Origin of the sequence: Lysinibacillus sp. NPDC093712, from assembly GCF_050280025.1 — a bacterium.
Lineage (GTDB): Bacteria > Bacillota > Bacilli > Bacillales_A > Planococcaceae > Lysinibacillus.
In genome coordinates this window covers 931,712-947,720 of the sequence record NZ_JBNNUU010000001.1, presented here as the reverse complement: position 1 = coordinate 947,720, position 16,009 = coordinate 931,712, and the positions used below count along the sequence as shown (strand labels likewise).

The following is a 16,009-nucleotide window of genomic DNA, read 5'->3' as shown; positions in this document are numbered from 1 at the left end:
ACTAACTAAAACATTTTTTGAACAAATGCTTTATATATTTTTTCATCAATTTCTACTAGGCTTCTATTGCCATCTTTAAATTCAATAGCAATGACATGTGTACCTTTGTTTTTTGCACTAAGACCTGCTAGTAAACCTACAGGACCCAACAAAACACCACCCACCAAACCTCTTGTTATACCAGATACAACGCTTTTACGATGTTCTTCAGTAACCACTTCATAATTTGTAATAAATTCTTTGGTTAATTCAATTGGTGGTAGTTTTGGATTAGGATAAATCCCAGGAGTAACAAATCCCATAACAGGACTTCCTTCATATTCACCAGCTATTACTTTATTTTGAGCCATTTTCATCCCTCCTCATACACAAATATACATAATTTGGAGAGATTCGACCAGACTTTCTATATATCTACCACCCCTTTCAATAGAAAAACACCCTCAATTGAGAGTGTTTAATATATTTATATGGCTATCTCTATCTGATTAATTCTTTGTAAAAGAATGCTGTTCATTGAATTTAAAACTTTGTTAATATAATGTGCAAATACATTATTATCTCGTAAAAAATAAAGAAGCCATGCTTCCATTTCATTTACTACGTAGTACCACCAATACCCAATATCATTTGACCAAGGTGGTGTAAGATTAAACATTTCTGAAAAGTCTTCTAGAACCTTCACTATTGTTTCATTTGCTATTCCCATGCCTTTGCCCTCCTGTTTTGAGGACATCCACTTCAAATTGTATCAATATTGTGTTACAATTTGCTTTAGTTTAATTGTAGTGAATGTCACTCAACTGTTACCGCATTTCAAGCGCCAACTTGAAGTGTGGTTTTTTATTTTTCATTTTCTACAACTCGCAAATATCGTGGTCTAGGTTTCTTAATTTCTGTTACTTCACCTGTTTGATTATTCTCGATATATTGTTTGCCATTAACATTGTCATGCATTGTATATGTTGGCACTCCTTGTTCTTCAAGGAATTCCTCCATAATGCTCTTACCAGTTTCTAATTGGCGTAAATCACTTGTGATACCCATCATTTCAAGCATATAAAAACTGATTGTCCAATTTTGGTATTCCCAAAGGAATTCATCCATATCTTCACCGATAACTTTATCTTCACCAAACTTCTCGATGTATTTACGGGTATAAAAGTAATCTTTCACTTCCCATCTCTCTCCATCAAATTCTTTATTGATTGGAAAAATGTTTTGAAACTCTCTAGGAGTTAATTGAGCCATCAATGAGTTTATAAAAGTTACTAGTGAAAATTTATTTTCTAGTCCTTCTTTATTATTACTTCTCGATTCAGAAGCAATAATCATTTTCACACCTGACCATATTAACTTTTTAAGTGTATCTTTATCATATTCTGCAGCAGATTTGTACTTGTCAGTTGCTACTTGAAGTTCATTAATAAATACATTTGAATAAAGCGCGTAATAATCAGGTTTTGCTTTTTTGGTTCCGTCAATAACTTTTAAGTGAGCCATCGAACTCATATAATAACCTCCTTTATTAAATTGCTAGTAACCCTTGTTCATCTAGAATTTTATTAACAAAGTAAATTTGACCTTTACCTGTAATCTTTGGCGTACGAGTTTTTTTCATCTCTCCATTATTACCTGTTCGCAATCCATGTTTTACAACAATGACACCTAAATCTAAACTGCGTTGAGTTGGCATATTCCACATATCGCCTTTTTGTTTGCAAAGATAGCCTTTTTCACGCAGCCATTTGAACAACCTAATTTCGCCTATGTTGATACCTTTTTGAGTTAAGATTGCAGCTAAATCTTTAACTAACACTGTATCCTCAGATACTTCGACGGCATCTGCATACACTACTTTTGGTTTTTGTTTATTTATTATTTGTTGTTGCTCTGCAATTAATTTATCTTTGCGCTCAATTGCCCTTTGAGCTGCTTGCATTCCCTTCGCCATTATCATCGTGTCATCATCTTCTTCTGTAGCGTGAACATACGCACCATCTCGACGAATTGAAGGAAGAACCTCTGATGTTACCCAACGTTTGAAATTCTTCGCCTTTTCTTTGATTTCATGGTTGTTTCCTTGTTTAGCAGCGCCAAGAATTAAACTGTATAAACCAGATTCGTTAATATATTTTTTCTGCTGAACACCGCTGTTTGTAAGGGTGTCATGGACCGTGACGTCCTCTTTTTCAACATGATTAATGATAGCTGCCCTTGGATTCGAGAAAGTTAAAGCTTTTGCTGCTTCCGTTGCACCAAACCATTCAATGTTATCAACTATTAACACTGGCATTTTTCCAAACACCTGGTGTTTAAATGTTTTTAGTTCGCTCATTAAACTGCCTCCTTTTCAATTTCTAATAATTCACCAACTTCGCAATCTAAAAACTTACACAACGCTACAAGTGTCCGGAATTGTATTCCTTTTGCTTTACTGTAGTAAAGCTTTGTAAGAGTTGTTCTTGAAATCCCTGTTTTTTCAGAAAGAGTCGTGATTTTCAAATACCTTTCAGCCATTAAAACAGGTAAATTTGACTTAACCATTCGTCGTTTCCACCTCCTTGTTTAATAGCCACAAATTAAGACTCAATGTCCTTAATGAATATACTACTGGACGATTAGTCCAAAGTCAACAAAACTTGTACTTATTGTCCATGATGAATTAGACATATTGTGTTAACATATAAACGGAGGTGATACTCTTTGAACTTTTCGAAACGTTTAAAAGAACTGAGAGAAGAAAACTCTCTTAGTCGTGAACAACTTGCAGAACAGCTTAAGCTTTCGTATTCGACTATTGCTAAATATGAATCAGGAGCAAGAAATCCAGATACGGATACACTTCAAAAGATAGCTGATTATTTTACTGTAACTACCGATTGGTTATTGGGAAGAACAGATGAATCAAAACCAGGAAGAATTACAATTCCAAAATCCGTTGGATATCGGTTATTAGTACTACTTAAGGTAGCGAATGAACTGAAGCAAAATAAACAAATTCAAACCAACGATGCCTTGAAAAAACTATTGGACATTGTAGGTGATATCGAAGGATTATCGGGTATAAATAACGAACTCGATTACCTTGAATTAAACGACTATGAATTACTAAAAGTCTTTGGAAGTCCTGATGCTATTTATGACTTTGAAGAAGAATTAGGATATGATTTAATACAAAAAGATCTACTAAAAGATGGATCAGATTATTTCATCTACGTTTGCGGTGATGATTCGATGTCACCAGAAATTAATGACAGTGATAGAGTTTTGGTAAAAGAAATAACTTCAATTAATGAATGTAAGGATAAAGATATAGTTATATTTAGACAAAATGACGAATATTTGATTCGTAGATTTTACAAAAATGAAACTCACGTTGTGCTTCAAGCAAACAATTCAAATTTCCCTCCTATAGTTATAAGTAGAGATGATTTTTGCATATTAGGGAAACTGTCCTCTATACTGATCGATACAGAATAACCAGCCACAAAGAGCAGAGGACCTCCTCTAGCTCTTTTTCGCTTATGAGGAACCATTGTCAATAAAAAAGTAAGTTAAGCACGAAATTTAATATCTTTAAATTTGAACTTATTTCATTCTACCTTTTCCTCTTACCGTTTCCTTTTGCTTCTCATTTCGCTTCTCAACCAGATCAAAACATTATTAAAGGCATTCCTTCTTTTCTGTCGAATATTGACAATAGGGAAGGAGATGATGCATATGGCTTGGAATGTAGAAATAAAACTAAGAGAATCACGTGATATTTTAATCCCGGATGTAAAAAGCGTAAATACTCAAAGTAGTTCTGATAGTTCAATCACTTCACTTACCGATTTTGAGAAGTTTCACCTAGTTCAAAATCAACGGTTAACTTTCTTGAGTGATAATCAAGTTTTTTCAATTGACTCATCTGACATTCTGTCTGTTTTATTTCGCAAAATTTAATTTAGGGTAATATCTACTTCGAACACTCGATCACTTCCATATATCGAAATTAGCTTCATGTGAATATTACTGATTTTTTCAAGGGTGTTTTCTAATTCATTTAAATTTGAAAGATTGAGTGATAATTTGATTTTCATTAGATTATCCTGCGAACGCTCCACCGGCAGTTGAACTTGTTGGTGGAGTTTTTCGTTTGTTTGTTTTTTTATCTCCATGATATTCTTTCCTCCTTATCGATTCTTCCCTCTTTTGGCTCCTCGTTTAGCTTCACGTTCTTGCTTTTTATCTTCTTCAATTTTGACTTGGACAGAAGCGATAATACACGCTTTATCAAAAATAGATAATGTCATATACTCTGACGGCAGACGACGCTGTTTTTGTATCCACCAATGCATTATATTAGCGTCACCATCACCGTCCTCGATTAGTTTTTTACTTCTTCCACCAAGTCCTCAAGTTCTGCTTCATATCCATTGACTTCTTGTGCAGCTGCCGAGGCATCCGCCATTTCACCAATTGTTAGCATTTTTCCTAGTAAAGCATCTTCACCCTTTACGCCATATGAATCCTGCAGCTCTTTATCTTTTAAATTTGGATAAACAATAGATTCAATCGTTAACAGACGTTGATATTTAAAATGGTCAAAATCAGTATTATATTGACCTTTACGCTTTCCTTGTGTAATCATAGAACGTTTTGTTGATTCAGACTTTAATTCTGTATCACGTTCTGGTGAGACAGGTGCAAACTCCCATTCAATAGGATTACCTTGCTCATCTAGGAATTTCTTTGAAATAGCGCGCTTAATATTTTCGTTTTGTTTTTTGTTATGTGCAAAAAAAGCAGTTAAGTTTGACATATATAATCACCTTATCCTTTTGTTTTTTAAATACAAAGAGCCCACATTGTGAGCCCTATTCTTAAAGCATCTCTGGTAACATAGTAAACTCCTGTGGCATTTCGAATCGTTCGAAAGTGAAGTCAAATGAATCCTCTAAATATTCTGCATCAGCATCCAATGATGCAACAATACCACCATCTACGTTACAATCAATCAAAATTGTTGTTTGTCGTCCAGCTTGAGAGGAACCATCTTCATTTGTCACTTGAATATCAAAATAAGTATCTTCTCCAGTATCTTGATAGTGTTTAAGCATTTTTCTAAAGATAGATGTGTTGAAGTAAAATGTTGCACTACCTGTATATTCAATACCCGTAGCCTTATTCCCCTTTGCCACTTGTCCCATAATAGGAATTTGGGTTTTCGTTTTGTCTGCCCTTGCCTCTATATTTATCAATTGAGCAAATTTATAACGATTCCCATCAATTGTCACCCACGCTATCCCTTGAGCACCATGAATCGCATCTCGAGCATGCATGTTAGCATCAGCAAAATACTGAAGATCTAGTGGCACAATAATTTTTGGTTTCTTAGAAGTTTGCAAAAAACCTTGCAATAAACCAGCTGCAATTGCCTGTCCTGAAGTTATAATTTCTTTCAATTGAATGCCCTCCCTTATGCTACTGTCGTTGTCACATAAAGCTGTGACATCGTTAATGTATTGATTACTTCTTCTTGTATAACTACAGCTCTTTTTGATTCGCCTTGACCTACGAATAGCTTATCTTTATCGTAGTTTTGGATAGCTCGAATACGCTGCATTTCACCACGATGTTTACCAATATCATTCCACAAAGAAATACGGCCATCATCATCGTTCGGAACTTTCCCTAAGTAACGCGTATTAAATAAATGTGCTGTATCGATTGCTAATTGATCAAGAACTCGTATTGTCTGGTTGAATGAAAAATCTTCATTTTTTTCAACCCTGAACGATGTAAATGTATTAACATCTTCTAACACATTGAAATCATCACCTACACGGTGGAACACGTATTTACCTGTGTTCAATAGAATGGTTAATTGAGGTTGCGTTTTTGTTTCAGTCATATCGAGTTTATGTTCACCATCGTAAGTACGATTTGTATTAGATTGATTAACAGCTACACCTGCTTGTACGCCTGTAACCCAATAAACACCGCCAAAGACTTCCTCACCATCTCCAATTGCATCATTTTGAACATCAATGATACCTTCGTGATCAGCCTTCCCTAACTTGTGACCAATTAGTTGAAATTTACCGCCTACCTCATCACGAATACGTTTTGTGTATTCCATATATAACGATTTAATAATGGGCTCCTCTGATAAACAACCCAACGTATTAAATCCGTATGCCTCTAATTCATCTAAAGCCAATTGATGAGGGGTACCTGCTGTTAATGCTGTTGCTCCATTGTTACCGCCTGCTAATGGTGTACCTGCAGTTGCAGCTAATGTTGCATCTTTTTTGAAATCAACAAAATCATTTGGTTTTAAATCAGAAGCAGTTGAAATCGCATTCTGTTCATCAATTAAAGTGCTTGCAATAAACGTTTTTACGTCCCATTTTGTCGGTTCATCTACATTCGATTGAATAACGATAGTAATATCATTACCTCGTATTCCTTTGCATTTAGCTGCAGCAAATTCATTTGTAGCCTTGGCGCCACCTAGATTCAATTTGCTAAAGAATACTGTAAGAGCACCTTTAAATAAATCTCGAATACCTTTTAACTTTGGATGTGTGTATTCATAACCGAAAATTTTCAATGAGTCTTTTTGCAAATCCTCTTTCGTTACGGTCATTACTGCATCATCCACTCCCCAATCTAAAGCGATGGGCAATGCTGCATAACCACGATCAGATAAATTTAAAAACGCACGAGGTTTACTAATAAAATTGTGATACGTACCAGGTAAGACTTTATTTTGTGTTAACCAAAACCCTCCACCTAATGCCATTAAGCTTTCCCTCCTTCATCAAACTTTTTTAGAATCCCATCCACTTCTGTGGATGAGTATGTTTTGTTGTCCTCTAGCAACGCATTTAAAGCATCACGACGATGGACATACTTTTCACTTTGAACTAACTGAACCTTTGTGAATTTTGGAAGGGTAGATGATAATGCATCACTTACAGCTTCACTTGACACAAGCTCAACTTTATTTAGAATATCGTTAGTTTTCGCCACTAGGAATCACCCTTTGCTTGTTGATGTATTGCTCTAATGAGCCCATAAAAATCTTCTCTTCCACTTCTTGCAAGAAGAAATTGAAACGAATGAAATTATGTCCGATGCCATCTACTATCTCGCTGTTAGCGCCAGCACCTAACATCAGTGAGCCATTTAACAGCGTTATTTCTTTTAGTGCTTGTTGTACCTTCAATGTCATATTTGAAGCCTCAGATATTCCGTTTTTAGGGAAATACTGCACGTTAAAAAGTGTTGTTACCTTCCAACGACCACCTATTTGTCTAATCTGTTCTAAGTTCAAAAATTGAATTAAAAAAGCAGGAGCTTTAAACCCCTGCGGAACTTCGTCGATATATTTTTTATAAGCTGCTCCAAACGCTTGATGAAGCTTAACGGATATTGCATTTTGAATATCATTAATCTCCATCGAAAGCCTCCTTTAGCATTTTCATAAGTTTCTTTTCAAGTATTGATGGTGCTTGCTGTTCAAGTTCATCTGCTGAAATAGTCATCATAAAACGACCGTTTACCCAACCTTGATGATTTCTCGTTCTATGACCGTATTCAACATACGAAGCATATTCTACTGGATTAATTACTTCAATTTCATAATTAGAACCAACTTTTTTCACAGTCATAGAATCTGTAAATTTCTTTGAGCCATTACCTCCACCAAATGTTGCCGTCAGTTCAGCTTCGCGGTGACTTTTAGCAGTCCACCCACGTCTTAATGTACCTCCAGTGGTACCATCTTCATAAACACCGACAGGGGTACGTTTAATGACTTTTGCAAGCAACCTGGCAGCTAATTCTTTCGCACAATCCTCACAAAATTTTTCGTAATCAGCTGTTGCTAACTTTGCCAACTTTCTCTCAAACGCCTTCAACTGTCTTAAATCAACACGTCCGCCTCTACCCATTATGCGTACCCCCTAAAGAGTTCTAAGACTATTTCTTGATGGTCCATATACACAGCAGACTCACCACTTCTTGCGTATTCAGTTGTTTTACCATGCTGAGTCACAATAATCTTTGACCCCGAAGGTATATCCAACTCAGGAGCAATAAATAGCTTGATAGTCTGTGCAATTACGACCGGCCCCCCAGTAGGTGTTGCTGACGTTTGCTTTTCGTATGATAGTTTACATTTTTTATCAGTAAAGAGTGGCACTTCATCATGTTTTGTTACATGAGTAATTGGATCCTCAATCTCTTCCCATACCTTTACGGTACATAAGCCTTTGTACAAAAACTCTATAGCCCTTCGACGTGCGCTCACCATGTTAGTACCCTATACTTTATAAAGTCTGTATTGCCGTGTTGTAGATACGCAATAAAGGCACTAAACTGAGCTTCAGGAGTGCTATTGGCTTCAACAGCAAAAGAAACGTTGGTATCGCCATCCTGCACTTGTTTGGCAACAGTATCGAAGTTCAATGTCTCTACATCCAATAAGCCCATAGCTTTTTTAGTAAGTAAGAACTCTCCTATAACCATATCAATAGCTATTTCTCTTAAACCTTTTGGAACTGCTGATAAATTTGTTTGGGTTTTAATGTGGCTAGTTACTTTATCAATAGCATGCTTCAACAACATATCGTCTGAACTACTTGGAGCGCTAGATAAATTCACTCCAAGAGCAGATAAACGCATTACTACATCTAAATACATACTAATCACTCGCTTTCAGCCGTTTTACTTGGTTGCGAAGCTTTCTTCGGTTCTTCTAATCGTTCCATCATTGATTCGTTTAAATGTTTTTCATCAATTGTCAATTCATCACCAACTAAATAACGCTCTCCCTTATAACGTATAGGGAAAGCGCCGCTTTTCACTTTTACTTTAATGTTCGCCATTTCAAATAGCCTCCTTATGCAATTGGTTGCGCTTGGAATACATTCTGTGCTTCTGGGAATGATGGTATCGCTGTAGCTGCTGCTTTTGCCCATGTTGAAACAGGATCTTTCCCTTCTTCGTACACCATTCCAATTACCTTGCCAATAGTAGTCATTTCAACATCTGAACCACTACGGATAAGGCGTGATTCTTCAGGAGTTGGACCATATAACGATTCACCAAGTGGACCATCACCGAACATTACAAATTTATTGTCTGGGAAGTAACTCTTTGTTGTATATGTGCCATCAGCGTTTTGCTCGCGATATTTTGTATTTGAATTTGATTCATACACAGCAATAGTAGGCAAGCCTTGTTGTGTAAAGAAAGCATTTAAATCCGTTAAGTTTGCCACACGAGCAGAACCAGCGCCATATAGGTAACCGATAATCTTTGGATTACGTAAAATAAGGGCTGCTATCTTTTTAGATGTTAATGCACGAGTTGGCGTAATATCTAGTGAACCAGACCAACGTTCTAAATCCCCTAAGATATCCTCAGTACCTGAACCCCATTGATCAGTTCCTGCAAGCGCTTCTTTATGATCTGCTGGTACTCCGTATCCAACCGTAAGAGTCTTTGGTGTGCCATCTGCTGTATTTAAAGCTAATTTCAATTCACCTGAACTCAGTGCTTGCATACGCATTAATTCAACGCTAGCACGAACATCATTTGCTGCTTTGTCGATTAAATTAAATACTCGTTGCATCAAGTATTGTTGCTCCTGTGCTGTTCGTGGGAACTGCAATGCAATTAAATCCTTTTCAGTAATTTGATACTTTTTCTTGATATAAGCAGCCTCTATCACTTGTTTAGCTGCATCTAATGAGCCGATTTCTGCTTCTGTATCAAATGAGTGTACCTTTGCAATAACAGGTAATTCATTCGCTCCTACTAGATATTCAAACTCCAGCGTGTTGTGTTTAACTTCTGGGAAAAGAGCTTCTCCCACGCCATAGCTTTGATATTTTCGTTCCTTCATGTAATCTAATACTGTTTTTTGACCAAATAGTTCTAAAATGTCTGGCATATAGTTTTCCCTCCACTTATCGGAATTTAATTTCTTTTAATGCTGTTTTGGCTGCTACATCTGGAGCAATTGATAGACGATCCTCTAAAACGTAAGCTTCAACAATCAATGAACCTGGTTGCGGTCCGTTTGACACATCGACGTCGGTATATAAGATACCTTCTGCGGTAGCGTCATTTTTAGGTAAGATAGTACCCGCCTTTACGACTTTCTTTCCATTCGCATCTGCTGTTACACCTACATCACTCACTAAATAGGTAAATGCCTGCACCTTAGATGATGCTAAGAAATTCACACGTTGAAATTTTTCAATTGGTTTTACATATGGCATATAAAGCCCTCCTTATTGTTTAGTCCCACGGGTTGTTTTTTGTATCACTTGAACCCTTCTCATTCGCTATTTTTGCGAAGTTAGAACCTACATCACTTGTGTCTGTTCCACTGTCTGCGCCACCAGCAGGATTCCACCCTCTAAAAGTTGGTTGTTGCTTTTCTGGCACAAATAAAAAGGACTTTGATTCTTGCAACGATTTAAGCTGCTCATCAAGTCCTTTAGTGACTTTTCCATCTTCACTTAATTCAATTGTAGTTCTATCAATGATGCCAGCAACTAAATCAACATCATGCACTTTGCTGTGTAATGACAATTTTAGAGCAGTATTCAAACGCTCATCCTTCATTTGCTGCTCGTGTTCCTGTTTTACAGTTTCATTTGTTTGTTGCAATTCCGTAATTTTCGCTTGAAGCCCTTCAACATCTACCTTTTTTAATTCTTCAAGCTGTGTATCACGTTCAGTAAGTTGCGTTTCTAGCAAACTTTTAGCAGTAGATAATTCGTTATATTTTGATTTTGGTACTACATGTTTCGGAGCTTCCTTTGTAACATTAGCCACAATTGTTTCAATCTGTTCATTTGCAACACCTGAATTTTTAAGTAATTCTTTTAACCAATCCATTTTCCTAACCTCCATACATTTTTATACAGGTTTGTACCTGTTGGTGGTATACGCTTCTTTATGGTCTAGCCTTTAAAAAGACCAAAATAAAAGCACTCAATCCATCATCATGGTTAAGTGCTTCTAATCAATAATTTCAATTGTTGTAACTTCAATTTCATTAAAGTTAACTAGTTGTCCTTTTAACTTACCTTCTGTTGGTTTGACTGTTAATTCCTGAATACCTTCTTCACTATCTGCCGGAGAAGTCCAATGATCAACAATTCCAATTAGAGTTTGATTATCGGTAAATGTAACCTTAATTTTCTTTCCTGAATCATGGTAAATGTCCATCCTCCCACTCCTTTCAGTCTGGTCTAACAGGCACTAAATGCGTCCGTTTTTTCGAGTGATATATTTTTACTTTATTTGTTTGATAGGTTCCGTTATTAGAAACTGCTATTCCTATTACATCATCTACAACTATTATTTCTTTAACAGTTCTGTTTCCATGGCGGTCCTTTTCTACGATACCTGTACCTGCATAACGATCCATTATCTTTTGAACATCCACATCATCAAAGAAGTAACTCTTTCCCTCTAACTGAGTAGATTCCATATGAGGTGCTTGTTTTTCTGGATTAATTTTTGTGCCAAATGAACCGTCTCGTAAGTTTGATTTAACATACAAATTATCCTGCAGTTTATTCCACTCGTTACCATTACTATACTTAATATCTTGGAATTCTTCAAAAGATTTCGGTGCATTTTGACCAAGTATATTTGTGTGTTTTTTATATTGATTCTTATCAGTTTCAAGATTACGTTGCAATCGCTTATGCTTTTCTATTTTTCCGTGGCCATGTTTATCAACTTGCGTTTGATACCATTCTTCATACTTCATATTGCTAGGCACGTAATATGTTTGGCCGTCTAAATCACGGGCAATGCGTTCACTATATTCATCTTCAAAATATGGTGCTGTAGTACTTCGGCAATGCGGATGAAATGGATTTGCCGTAACTCCAGGCTCGAAATCCTCTTGCTTAAACACCTTTCCGTCCATGGACTGGCATATGCTACTAGTTTTATAATCTAAAGTTGCAATGATTTCATAACGTTCCACATCAAGCTCTTGATAAACATCCTTTTGTGCAGCAGCACTAAAAAAAGCTGACTCAGTCATAACTAGACGAGCAGCGTTTGAGCGTGAAGTATTCATTTTTCTTGTGATTGCTGAAATCATACGATTAGGAGCTTCGCCTCGGGCCATTGATTGGATAAGCTCAGTATGCAGCGTATCTAACAACAAATTTCGATCACGCCATATCTTTTGACTAAATGTACGGCCGTCAGCAGTCCACGGTTTACTAATTATTTTTGTTAACTTTGTTTCATCCAGTGCTTGTAAAGTAAATCCTAATTCGAAAGCCTTCTGTACCTCGAATGCTGTGTGATAATACTGTGTCTGATAGGTTTCTTTCATCAATTGCTCAAAACCCTCAATTTGTCCACAATACAGCTTTTCTACATGTTGCTGTAATTGTAACTGCAGACTCTCTAAACGGCTTATATGAACACGAGAAGAAGCATTTTCAAGTTGCTGCATCCACTGCTGATTAAATGCATTCTTTTTGCCGTATTCGATATATTCCTCTACTGTCCAACGAAACTCACGTAATTCATCACTCTTTAGTAACCGTTTGGCTTCATCCAAAGTAATGTCATTGTTCTTAGCAAACCGCTGATACCATCTAGCGATGTCCTTTTCGATTTCTTGCATGGTTTGAATATACGCTTTTTCTAGGTCTTTATAGTATGTTGCAGATTTATTATGCTGTGCTTGTTCCAACATTTCAAAACGCTTTTGCCAATAACTACGCGTCGGCTTGGTCATTTACATCACCTTGCTTTTGCTGGAAGGTCGTTTCGTAATTGTCCATCATGTCCATTTGCTCTTGCTGCTCTTTCTTCAAGCGCTTTAATTCTAACTGTACATCTTTAACATAAGGATGTTGTGCTAAGCGACTTTCTAATGGCATATAAGGTGATTTCTCCAACACTTCAACGACTTCTTTTTCATTGATTAAGATGTCACGGTTAAACACAATATTAACCTGTTCACCTTCAAAGTCTCCTTGACCTGTATTGACTAAATGTTGATTAACAAACCATAATAATTCCTCAAATGACGCTTGGAACTCAGTCTCAATACCATTTGCATCAAGTTCGATATCACTGTACATAGACTGGATGTTCATTTGGTTGGGATTGTTAGCCATACGTTCGTCTTTAGCGTCATAACCACGGCCGTTTTCAATAAGTGCTTTCTTAAACAATGAAAGAATGGATTTATAATTATCAGCATTGACCTCGATTGTTAAAGTCTCAACACCACCCTTTGCACCATCACCAGAACGTACTTTAACTGCACCGTACTGAGCCAGGTTACGCCTGAATTGACCTAAATCCTGCCCATCATAGTTATGAAGAACAAGTATAGTGTTTCGAGCATCTTCTTGCATGTTGTTTTCAAAATCACTAAGCATAATATTAATACCATCTTGTAACGACTTAACACGCTTGATTAGGGGTATTTCCTTACTGTTAAATTTAAAAGGTATTAACGGTACATGCTGCCAGTTCATACCTATCTCATTTCCTTCATCATCGACTACCGTTAAGTATGGAGTAGACTGATTCTCCACATCTACTACTAGTTGTCCGTTAAACCAAACATAACGTTTAACTCCATCGGTACTGTAGATTTCGACCTTCTCCGTAGTGACCTCTTTATCCCCTTCATAACCAAAAATAGCGTACATTCGTACCGCGTAATCTAGTACTGTGCGCTCTGCATCTTGCCAAAATGGTAATATCTCGTGACTTGGAAAACGTTTGAATGTAAACTCACCATGCTCGTTGTAATACGGAAATAACCAAGCGATACCCGCATTCAATGCATCATAACCAACATTTCGGAAAGTACGGTGGAAACGTTTATCAAATATACCTTGTAACAATTTGAGATACGTTTCATTTTCGGTTTCAATAGTTAGTGGCTTACCAAGTTGGAAGTTAACCTTTTGATCTACTAGTTTTGCATACTGATTATCTAATATTTTGTTATTCGGAAGGTTTTCGGCGATCTCTAATTGCCCACCCTTACCGATAATTTTACGTTTACGTTTTAAGATATCTTGCTCACCTTCGTAATAAGCTTCACCAATACGCATCCACTTCAATTGATCTGACGATTTAAACTTACTAATCTGTATTTCTAAAACTCTAAGGTTGCTCAAAATGGATGATGAACCATTATTAATAATTTTATTGAGTCTGTCTGTATCAGTTCCGGCACCTTGGAACGGAAAGTATCCTGTCATGTTCTCACCTCTTTCTAGTCAAAGCTATATGTGCTACCCCGCATATCCTCTTCAAATGCATAACGAGTACTATCAATTGTATGGTTATCCTTATCTTCTAATCTTGGAATTGGATTACCATCTTTATCAGTTTGATAATCAATATTTTCAAACTCTCTAGCAATGTTAGGAGTACGATTCGGATCAATACAGATGAAATCTAAATCATCCAGCCACTCTTCGCCATATTCCACGCTGTCAGGGCCCTTTTTCACGCCATAAATACGTTTTATTCCTAATTCATCACGTAATTCATCAATTGATTTAGGCTCGGCTGATTCTGCTGCTATACGGTCTGATTGATAGCCTTTAGCTTTCAATTTCTCTGCTAACTTACGATTACTGATTTTCACGCCATAAACTTCATCGATTGCGTAGATTCCGTTTTTCTTCTTGTCATAATGCCAACGGACAAAAGCTAATGGGTCTGTAGCATAACCAAAGTCAACACCGTTACGGATATTGTCAAAGGACGCTACCATTTCATCAGTGATTGAACCTTTTTCAATTTGTAAATTATCAAACGGCACAACACCACTCCCTATCGCTTCACCAAGATATTCCCATCGATAACGCAATTCATTACGTTCTTTAGCCGCCTGCGCTTCCTCAATAAACTGCTTTGAGATAAAAGGGTTATCAAGGTAAGTAGACTTATGAACAAACGTGTTATCTGGCTGAAATGAGCTTTCATACTTCTTATTCACCCAAGATTGTTTACGTTTCGGTGGGTTATATGTGTAAAAAAACTTATAAAAAAGACCATACTCAAGCTCACCACGTAGTAATGAGTTGGTAATGGTCGTTACTTCTTCTTCTGTCTTAAATTCAGCTAATTCCTCAAGCCAAGCAAGGGCAAAAGGAAAGTTAGCACTCTTTAATGATTTGATTCGTGTAGGATCTTGTGCACCACGGAAAATCATGTAATTACCTCGTGGAATGTAAGTTATCCGCATCGGTGATTTATTGATTTTGAATAGGTGTGACACCCCTTGCTCGTTTATAGCCCATTTCATTTGCTCGAATATGGATGTTTCGATGGTATTGTCTACTTTACGTATGCCCACTGCATTCACAGCGTATCGCATAAGTAACTGTGTAATGATATGAGCTATGTCTGATGATTTACCAGAACCACGACCACCCTTACATACAACGTTTAAAATATCAGTTGCAATGGATGCTCGCCATACTGGATGAAATGCTGGTGGTAATAATTCAGATAGCTTTTTAACTGTCATTGCTATCACCACTTATGTCATCCACGAAAACAGGCGTTACTGTAGCATTAATTTCTTGTTTATCAATCCATAGACCATGTCGTTTCCCAATTAGTTCAGCAGCTCTTATTCGCTCGGTCATCGTAGGAGGCATATTTTCTTCAATCTTTTGTACTCCGACATCAATACTTCTCAACGTTGCAGCAGTTGCATCACCGCGAAGAATCGCTGTTAATGTTTCTAATACTTCTTGCTGGTCAGCTACACGTTCAGATTTCAATTCCTCCATGCGTTCGTCTATATAAGCTTTAACGTTAGCATTTGTTAGCAGTCTACTTCCATTAGCCCTAGCAGTCGCTTCCTTCTTCACGTTCGGATATGCCTTTAAATAAGCTTCTGTGGCATTCCCTAGCTCAATATAGAAATCAGCAAACGCTTGTTGCTTTACTGTTAATTTACGTTCAATCAATGGCATCA

General features: G+C 36.8%; 26 protein-coding genes. 2 read left to right on the top strand and 24 right to left on the bottom strand.

What is annotated here, in order from left to right; genetic code table 11:
• Window positions 1–5: 5 nt before the first annotated feature.
• From ACQKNX_RS05015 to ACQKNX_RS04995, 5 genes are all read right to left on the bottom strand, one after another.
• Window positions 6–350, bottom strand: a complete 345-nt coding sequence (locus ACQKNX_RS05015) for a hypothetical protein (RefSeq protein WP_427427863.1) — start codon at window positions 348–350, stop codon at window positions 6–8.
• A gap of 116 nt (window positions 351–466) precedes the next feature.
• Complete coding sequence (locus tag ACQKNX_RS05010; protein ID WP_427427862.1) at window positions 467–709, bottom strand: hypothetical protein; 243 nt, start codon at window positions 707–709, stop codon at window positions 467–469.
• Window positions 710–843: 134 nt separating this feature from the next.
• The gene (locus ACQKNX_RS05005; protein WP_427427861.1) at window positions 844–1,512 is read right to left on the bottom strand and encodes a hypothetical protein; all 669 of its coding nucleotides are present in this window, start codon (window positions 1,510–1,512) and stop codon (window positions 844–846) included.
• Window positions 1,513–1,528: 16 nt separating this feature from the next.
• Window positions 1,529–2,338, bottom strand: coding sequence for a phage antirepressor (locus ACQKNX_RS05000; RefSeq protein ID WP_427427860.1), 810 nt, complete (start codon window positions 2,336–2,338; stop codon window positions 1,529–1,531).
• On the bottom strand, window positions 2,338–2,547 hold the full coding sequence (locus ACQKNX_RS04995) for a helix-turn-helix domain-containing protein (RefSeq protein ID WP_427427859.1): 210 nt from the start codon (window positions 2,545–2,547) through the stop codon (window positions 2,338–2,340). The genes ACQKNX_RS05000 and ACQKNX_RS04995 overlap by 1 nt, the downstream gene beginning before the upstream one ends.
• A 159-nt stretch (window positions 2,548–2,706) precedes the next feature.
• On the opposite strand from ACQKNX_RS04995, the gene ACQKNX_RS04990 reads away from it, so the two are divergent.
• Both ACQKNX_RS04990 and ACQKNX_RS04985 read left to right on the top strand, forming a co-directional pair.
• Window positions 2,707–3,483 (top strand): helix-turn-helix domain-containing protein, encoded by a 777-nt coding sequence (locus ACQKNX_RS04990; protein ID WP_427427858.1) that lies wholly within the window; start codon window positions 2,707–2,709, stop codon window positions 3,481–3,483.
• Window positions 3,484–3,723: 240 nt separating this feature from the next.
• Entirely contained in the window at window positions 3,724–3,948 is a 225-nt protein-coding gene (locus ACQKNX_RS04985) for a hypothetical protein (RefSeq protein WP_427427857.1), read from the top strand.
• Here ACQKNX_RS04985 and ACQKNX_RS04980 read toward each other — a convergent pair.
• From ACQKNX_RS04980 to ACQKNX_RS04890, 19 genes are all read right to left on the bottom strand, one after another.
• Window positions 3,945–4,163: a hypothetical protein gene (locus ACQKNX_RS04980; RefSeq protein ID WP_427427856.1), complete on the bottom strand. Its 219-nt coding sequence runs from the start codon at window positions 4,161–4,163 to the stop codon at window positions 3,945–3,947. The two genes, ACQKNX_RS04985 and ACQKNX_RS04980, sit on opposite strands and share 4 nt — an antisense overlap.
• 15 nt (window positions 4,164–4,178) lie before the next feature.
• Window positions 4,179–4,343 carry a hypothetical protein gene (locus ACQKNX_RS04975; RefSeq protein ID WP_427427855.1) on the bottom strand — a complete coding sequence of 55 codons (165 nt, stop codon included), beginning with the start codon at window positions 4,341–4,343 and terminating at the stop codon, window positions 4,179–4,181.
• 29 nt (window positions 4,344–4,372) lie between these two features.
• On the bottom strand, window positions 4,373–4,807 hold the full coding sequence (locus ACQKNX_RS04970) for a phage tail assembly chaperone (RefSeq protein ID WP_427427854.1): 435 nt from the start codon (window positions 4,805–4,807) through the stop codon (window positions 4,373–4,375).
• A gap of 61 nt (window positions 4,808–4,868) precedes the next feature.
• Entirely contained in the window at window positions 4,869–5,450 is a 582-nt protein-coding gene (locus ACQKNX_RS04965) for a phage tail tube protein (RefSeq protein WP_427427853.1), read from the bottom strand.
• Window positions 5,451–5,464: 14 nt separating this feature from the next.
• Entirely contained in the window at window positions 5,465–6,793 is a 1,329-nt protein-coding gene (locus ACQKNX_RS04960; RefSeq protein WP_427427852.1) for a phage tail sheath subtilisin-like domain-containing protein, read from the bottom strand.
• Window positions 6,793–7,023 (bottom strand): hypothetical protein, encoded by a 231-nt coding sequence (locus ACQKNX_RS04955; RefSeq protein ID WP_427427851.1) that lies wholly within the window; start codon window positions 7,021–7,023, stop codon window positions 6,793–6,795. Before ACQKNX_RS04955 ends, ACQKNX_RS04960 begins: the two co-directional genes overlap by 1 nt.
• Window positions 7,010–7,453: a phage tail terminator family protein gene (locus tag ACQKNX_RS04950; protein ID WP_427427850.1), complete on the bottom strand. Its 444-nt coding sequence runs from the start codon at window positions 7,451–7,453 to the stop codon at window positions 7,010–7,012. Before ACQKNX_RS04950 ends, ACQKNX_RS04955 begins: the two co-directional genes overlap by 14 nt.
• Complete coding sequence (locus tag ACQKNX_RS04945) at window positions 7,443–7,946, bottom strand: HK97 gp10 family phage protein (protein WP_427427849.1); 504 nt, start codon at window positions 7,944–7,946, stop codon at window positions 7,443–7,445. The genes ACQKNX_RS04950 and ACQKNX_RS04945 overlap by 11 nt, the downstream gene beginning before the upstream one ends.
• Window positions 7,946–8,308 carry a hypothetical protein gene (locus ACQKNX_RS04940; RefSeq protein WP_427427848.1) on the bottom strand — a complete coding sequence of 121 codons (363 nt, stop codon included), beginning with the start codon at window positions 8,306–8,308 and terminating at the stop codon, window positions 7,946–7,948. The genes ACQKNX_RS04945 and ACQKNX_RS04940 overlap by 1 nt, the downstream gene beginning before the upstream one ends.
• A complete protein-coding gene (locus ACQKNX_RS04935) occupies window positions 8,302–8,697 on the bottom strand; it encodes a hypothetical protein (protein ID WP_427427847.1) in 396 nt (131 codons plus the stop codon). Before ACQKNX_RS04935 ends, ACQKNX_RS04940 begins: the two co-directional genes overlap by 7 nt.
• Before the next feature lie 5 nt (window positions 8,698–8,702).
• Window positions 8,703–8,882 carry a hypothetical protein gene (locus ACQKNX_RS04930; protein ID WP_427427846.1) on the bottom strand — a complete coding sequence of 60 codons (180 nt, stop codon included), beginning with the start codon at window positions 8,880–8,882 and terminating at the stop codon, window positions 8,703–8,705.
• Window positions 8,883–8,896: 14 nt separating this feature from the next.
• Window positions 8,897–9,952, bottom strand: coding sequence for a major capsid protein (locus tag ACQKNX_RS04925; RefSeq protein WP_427427845.1), 1,056 nt, complete (start codon window positions 9,950–9,952; stop codon window positions 8,897–8,899).
• Window positions 9,953–9,968: 16 nt separating this feature from the next.
• Window positions 9,969–10,283 (bottom strand): hypothetical protein, encoded by a 315-nt coding sequence (locus ACQKNX_RS04920; protein WP_427427844.1) that lies wholly within the window; start codon window positions 10,281–10,283, stop codon window positions 9,969–9,971.
• Between the two features lie 19 nt (window positions 10,284–10,302).
• On the bottom strand, window positions 10,303–10,908 hold the full coding sequence (locus ACQKNX_RS04915; protein WP_427427843.1) for a phage scaffolding protein: 606 nt from the start codon (window positions 10,906–10,908) through the stop codon (window positions 10,303–10,305).
• A gap of 123 nt (window positions 10,909–11,031) precedes the next feature.
• Complete coding sequence (locus ACQKNX_RS04910; protein WP_427427842.1) at window positions 11,032–11,241, bottom strand: hypothetical protein; 210 nt, start codon at window positions 11,239–11,241, stop codon at window positions 11,032–11,034.
• A 13-nt stretch (window positions 11,242–11,254) separates the two neighbouring features.
• Entirely contained in the window at window positions 11,255–12,784 is a 1,530-nt protein-coding gene (locus ACQKNX_RS04905; RefSeq protein ID WP_427427841.1) for a minor capsid protein, read from the bottom strand.
• Window positions 12,765–14,273: a phage portal protein gene (locus tag ACQKNX_RS04900; RefSeq protein ID WP_427427840.1), complete on the bottom strand. Its 1,509-nt coding sequence runs from the start codon at window positions 14,271–14,273 to the stop codon at window positions 12,765–12,767. Before ACQKNX_RS04900 ends, ACQKNX_RS04905 begins: the two co-directional genes overlap by 20 nt.
• 14 nt (window positions 14,274–14,287) lie before the next feature.
• Window positions 14,288–15,553: a PBSX family phage terminase large subunit gene (locus ACQKNX_RS04895; protein ID WP_427427839.1), complete on the bottom strand. Its 1,266-nt coding sequence runs from the start codon at window positions 15,551–15,553 to the stop codon at window positions 14,288–14,290.
• A complete protein-coding gene (locus ACQKNX_RS04890) occupies window positions 15,543–16,001 on the bottom strand; it encodes a terminase small subunit (protein ID WP_427427838.1) in 459 nt (152 codons plus the stop codon). The genes ACQKNX_RS04895 and ACQKNX_RS04890 overlap by 11 nt, the downstream gene beginning before the upstream one ends.
• Window positions 16,002–16,009: the final 8 nt, after the last annotated feature.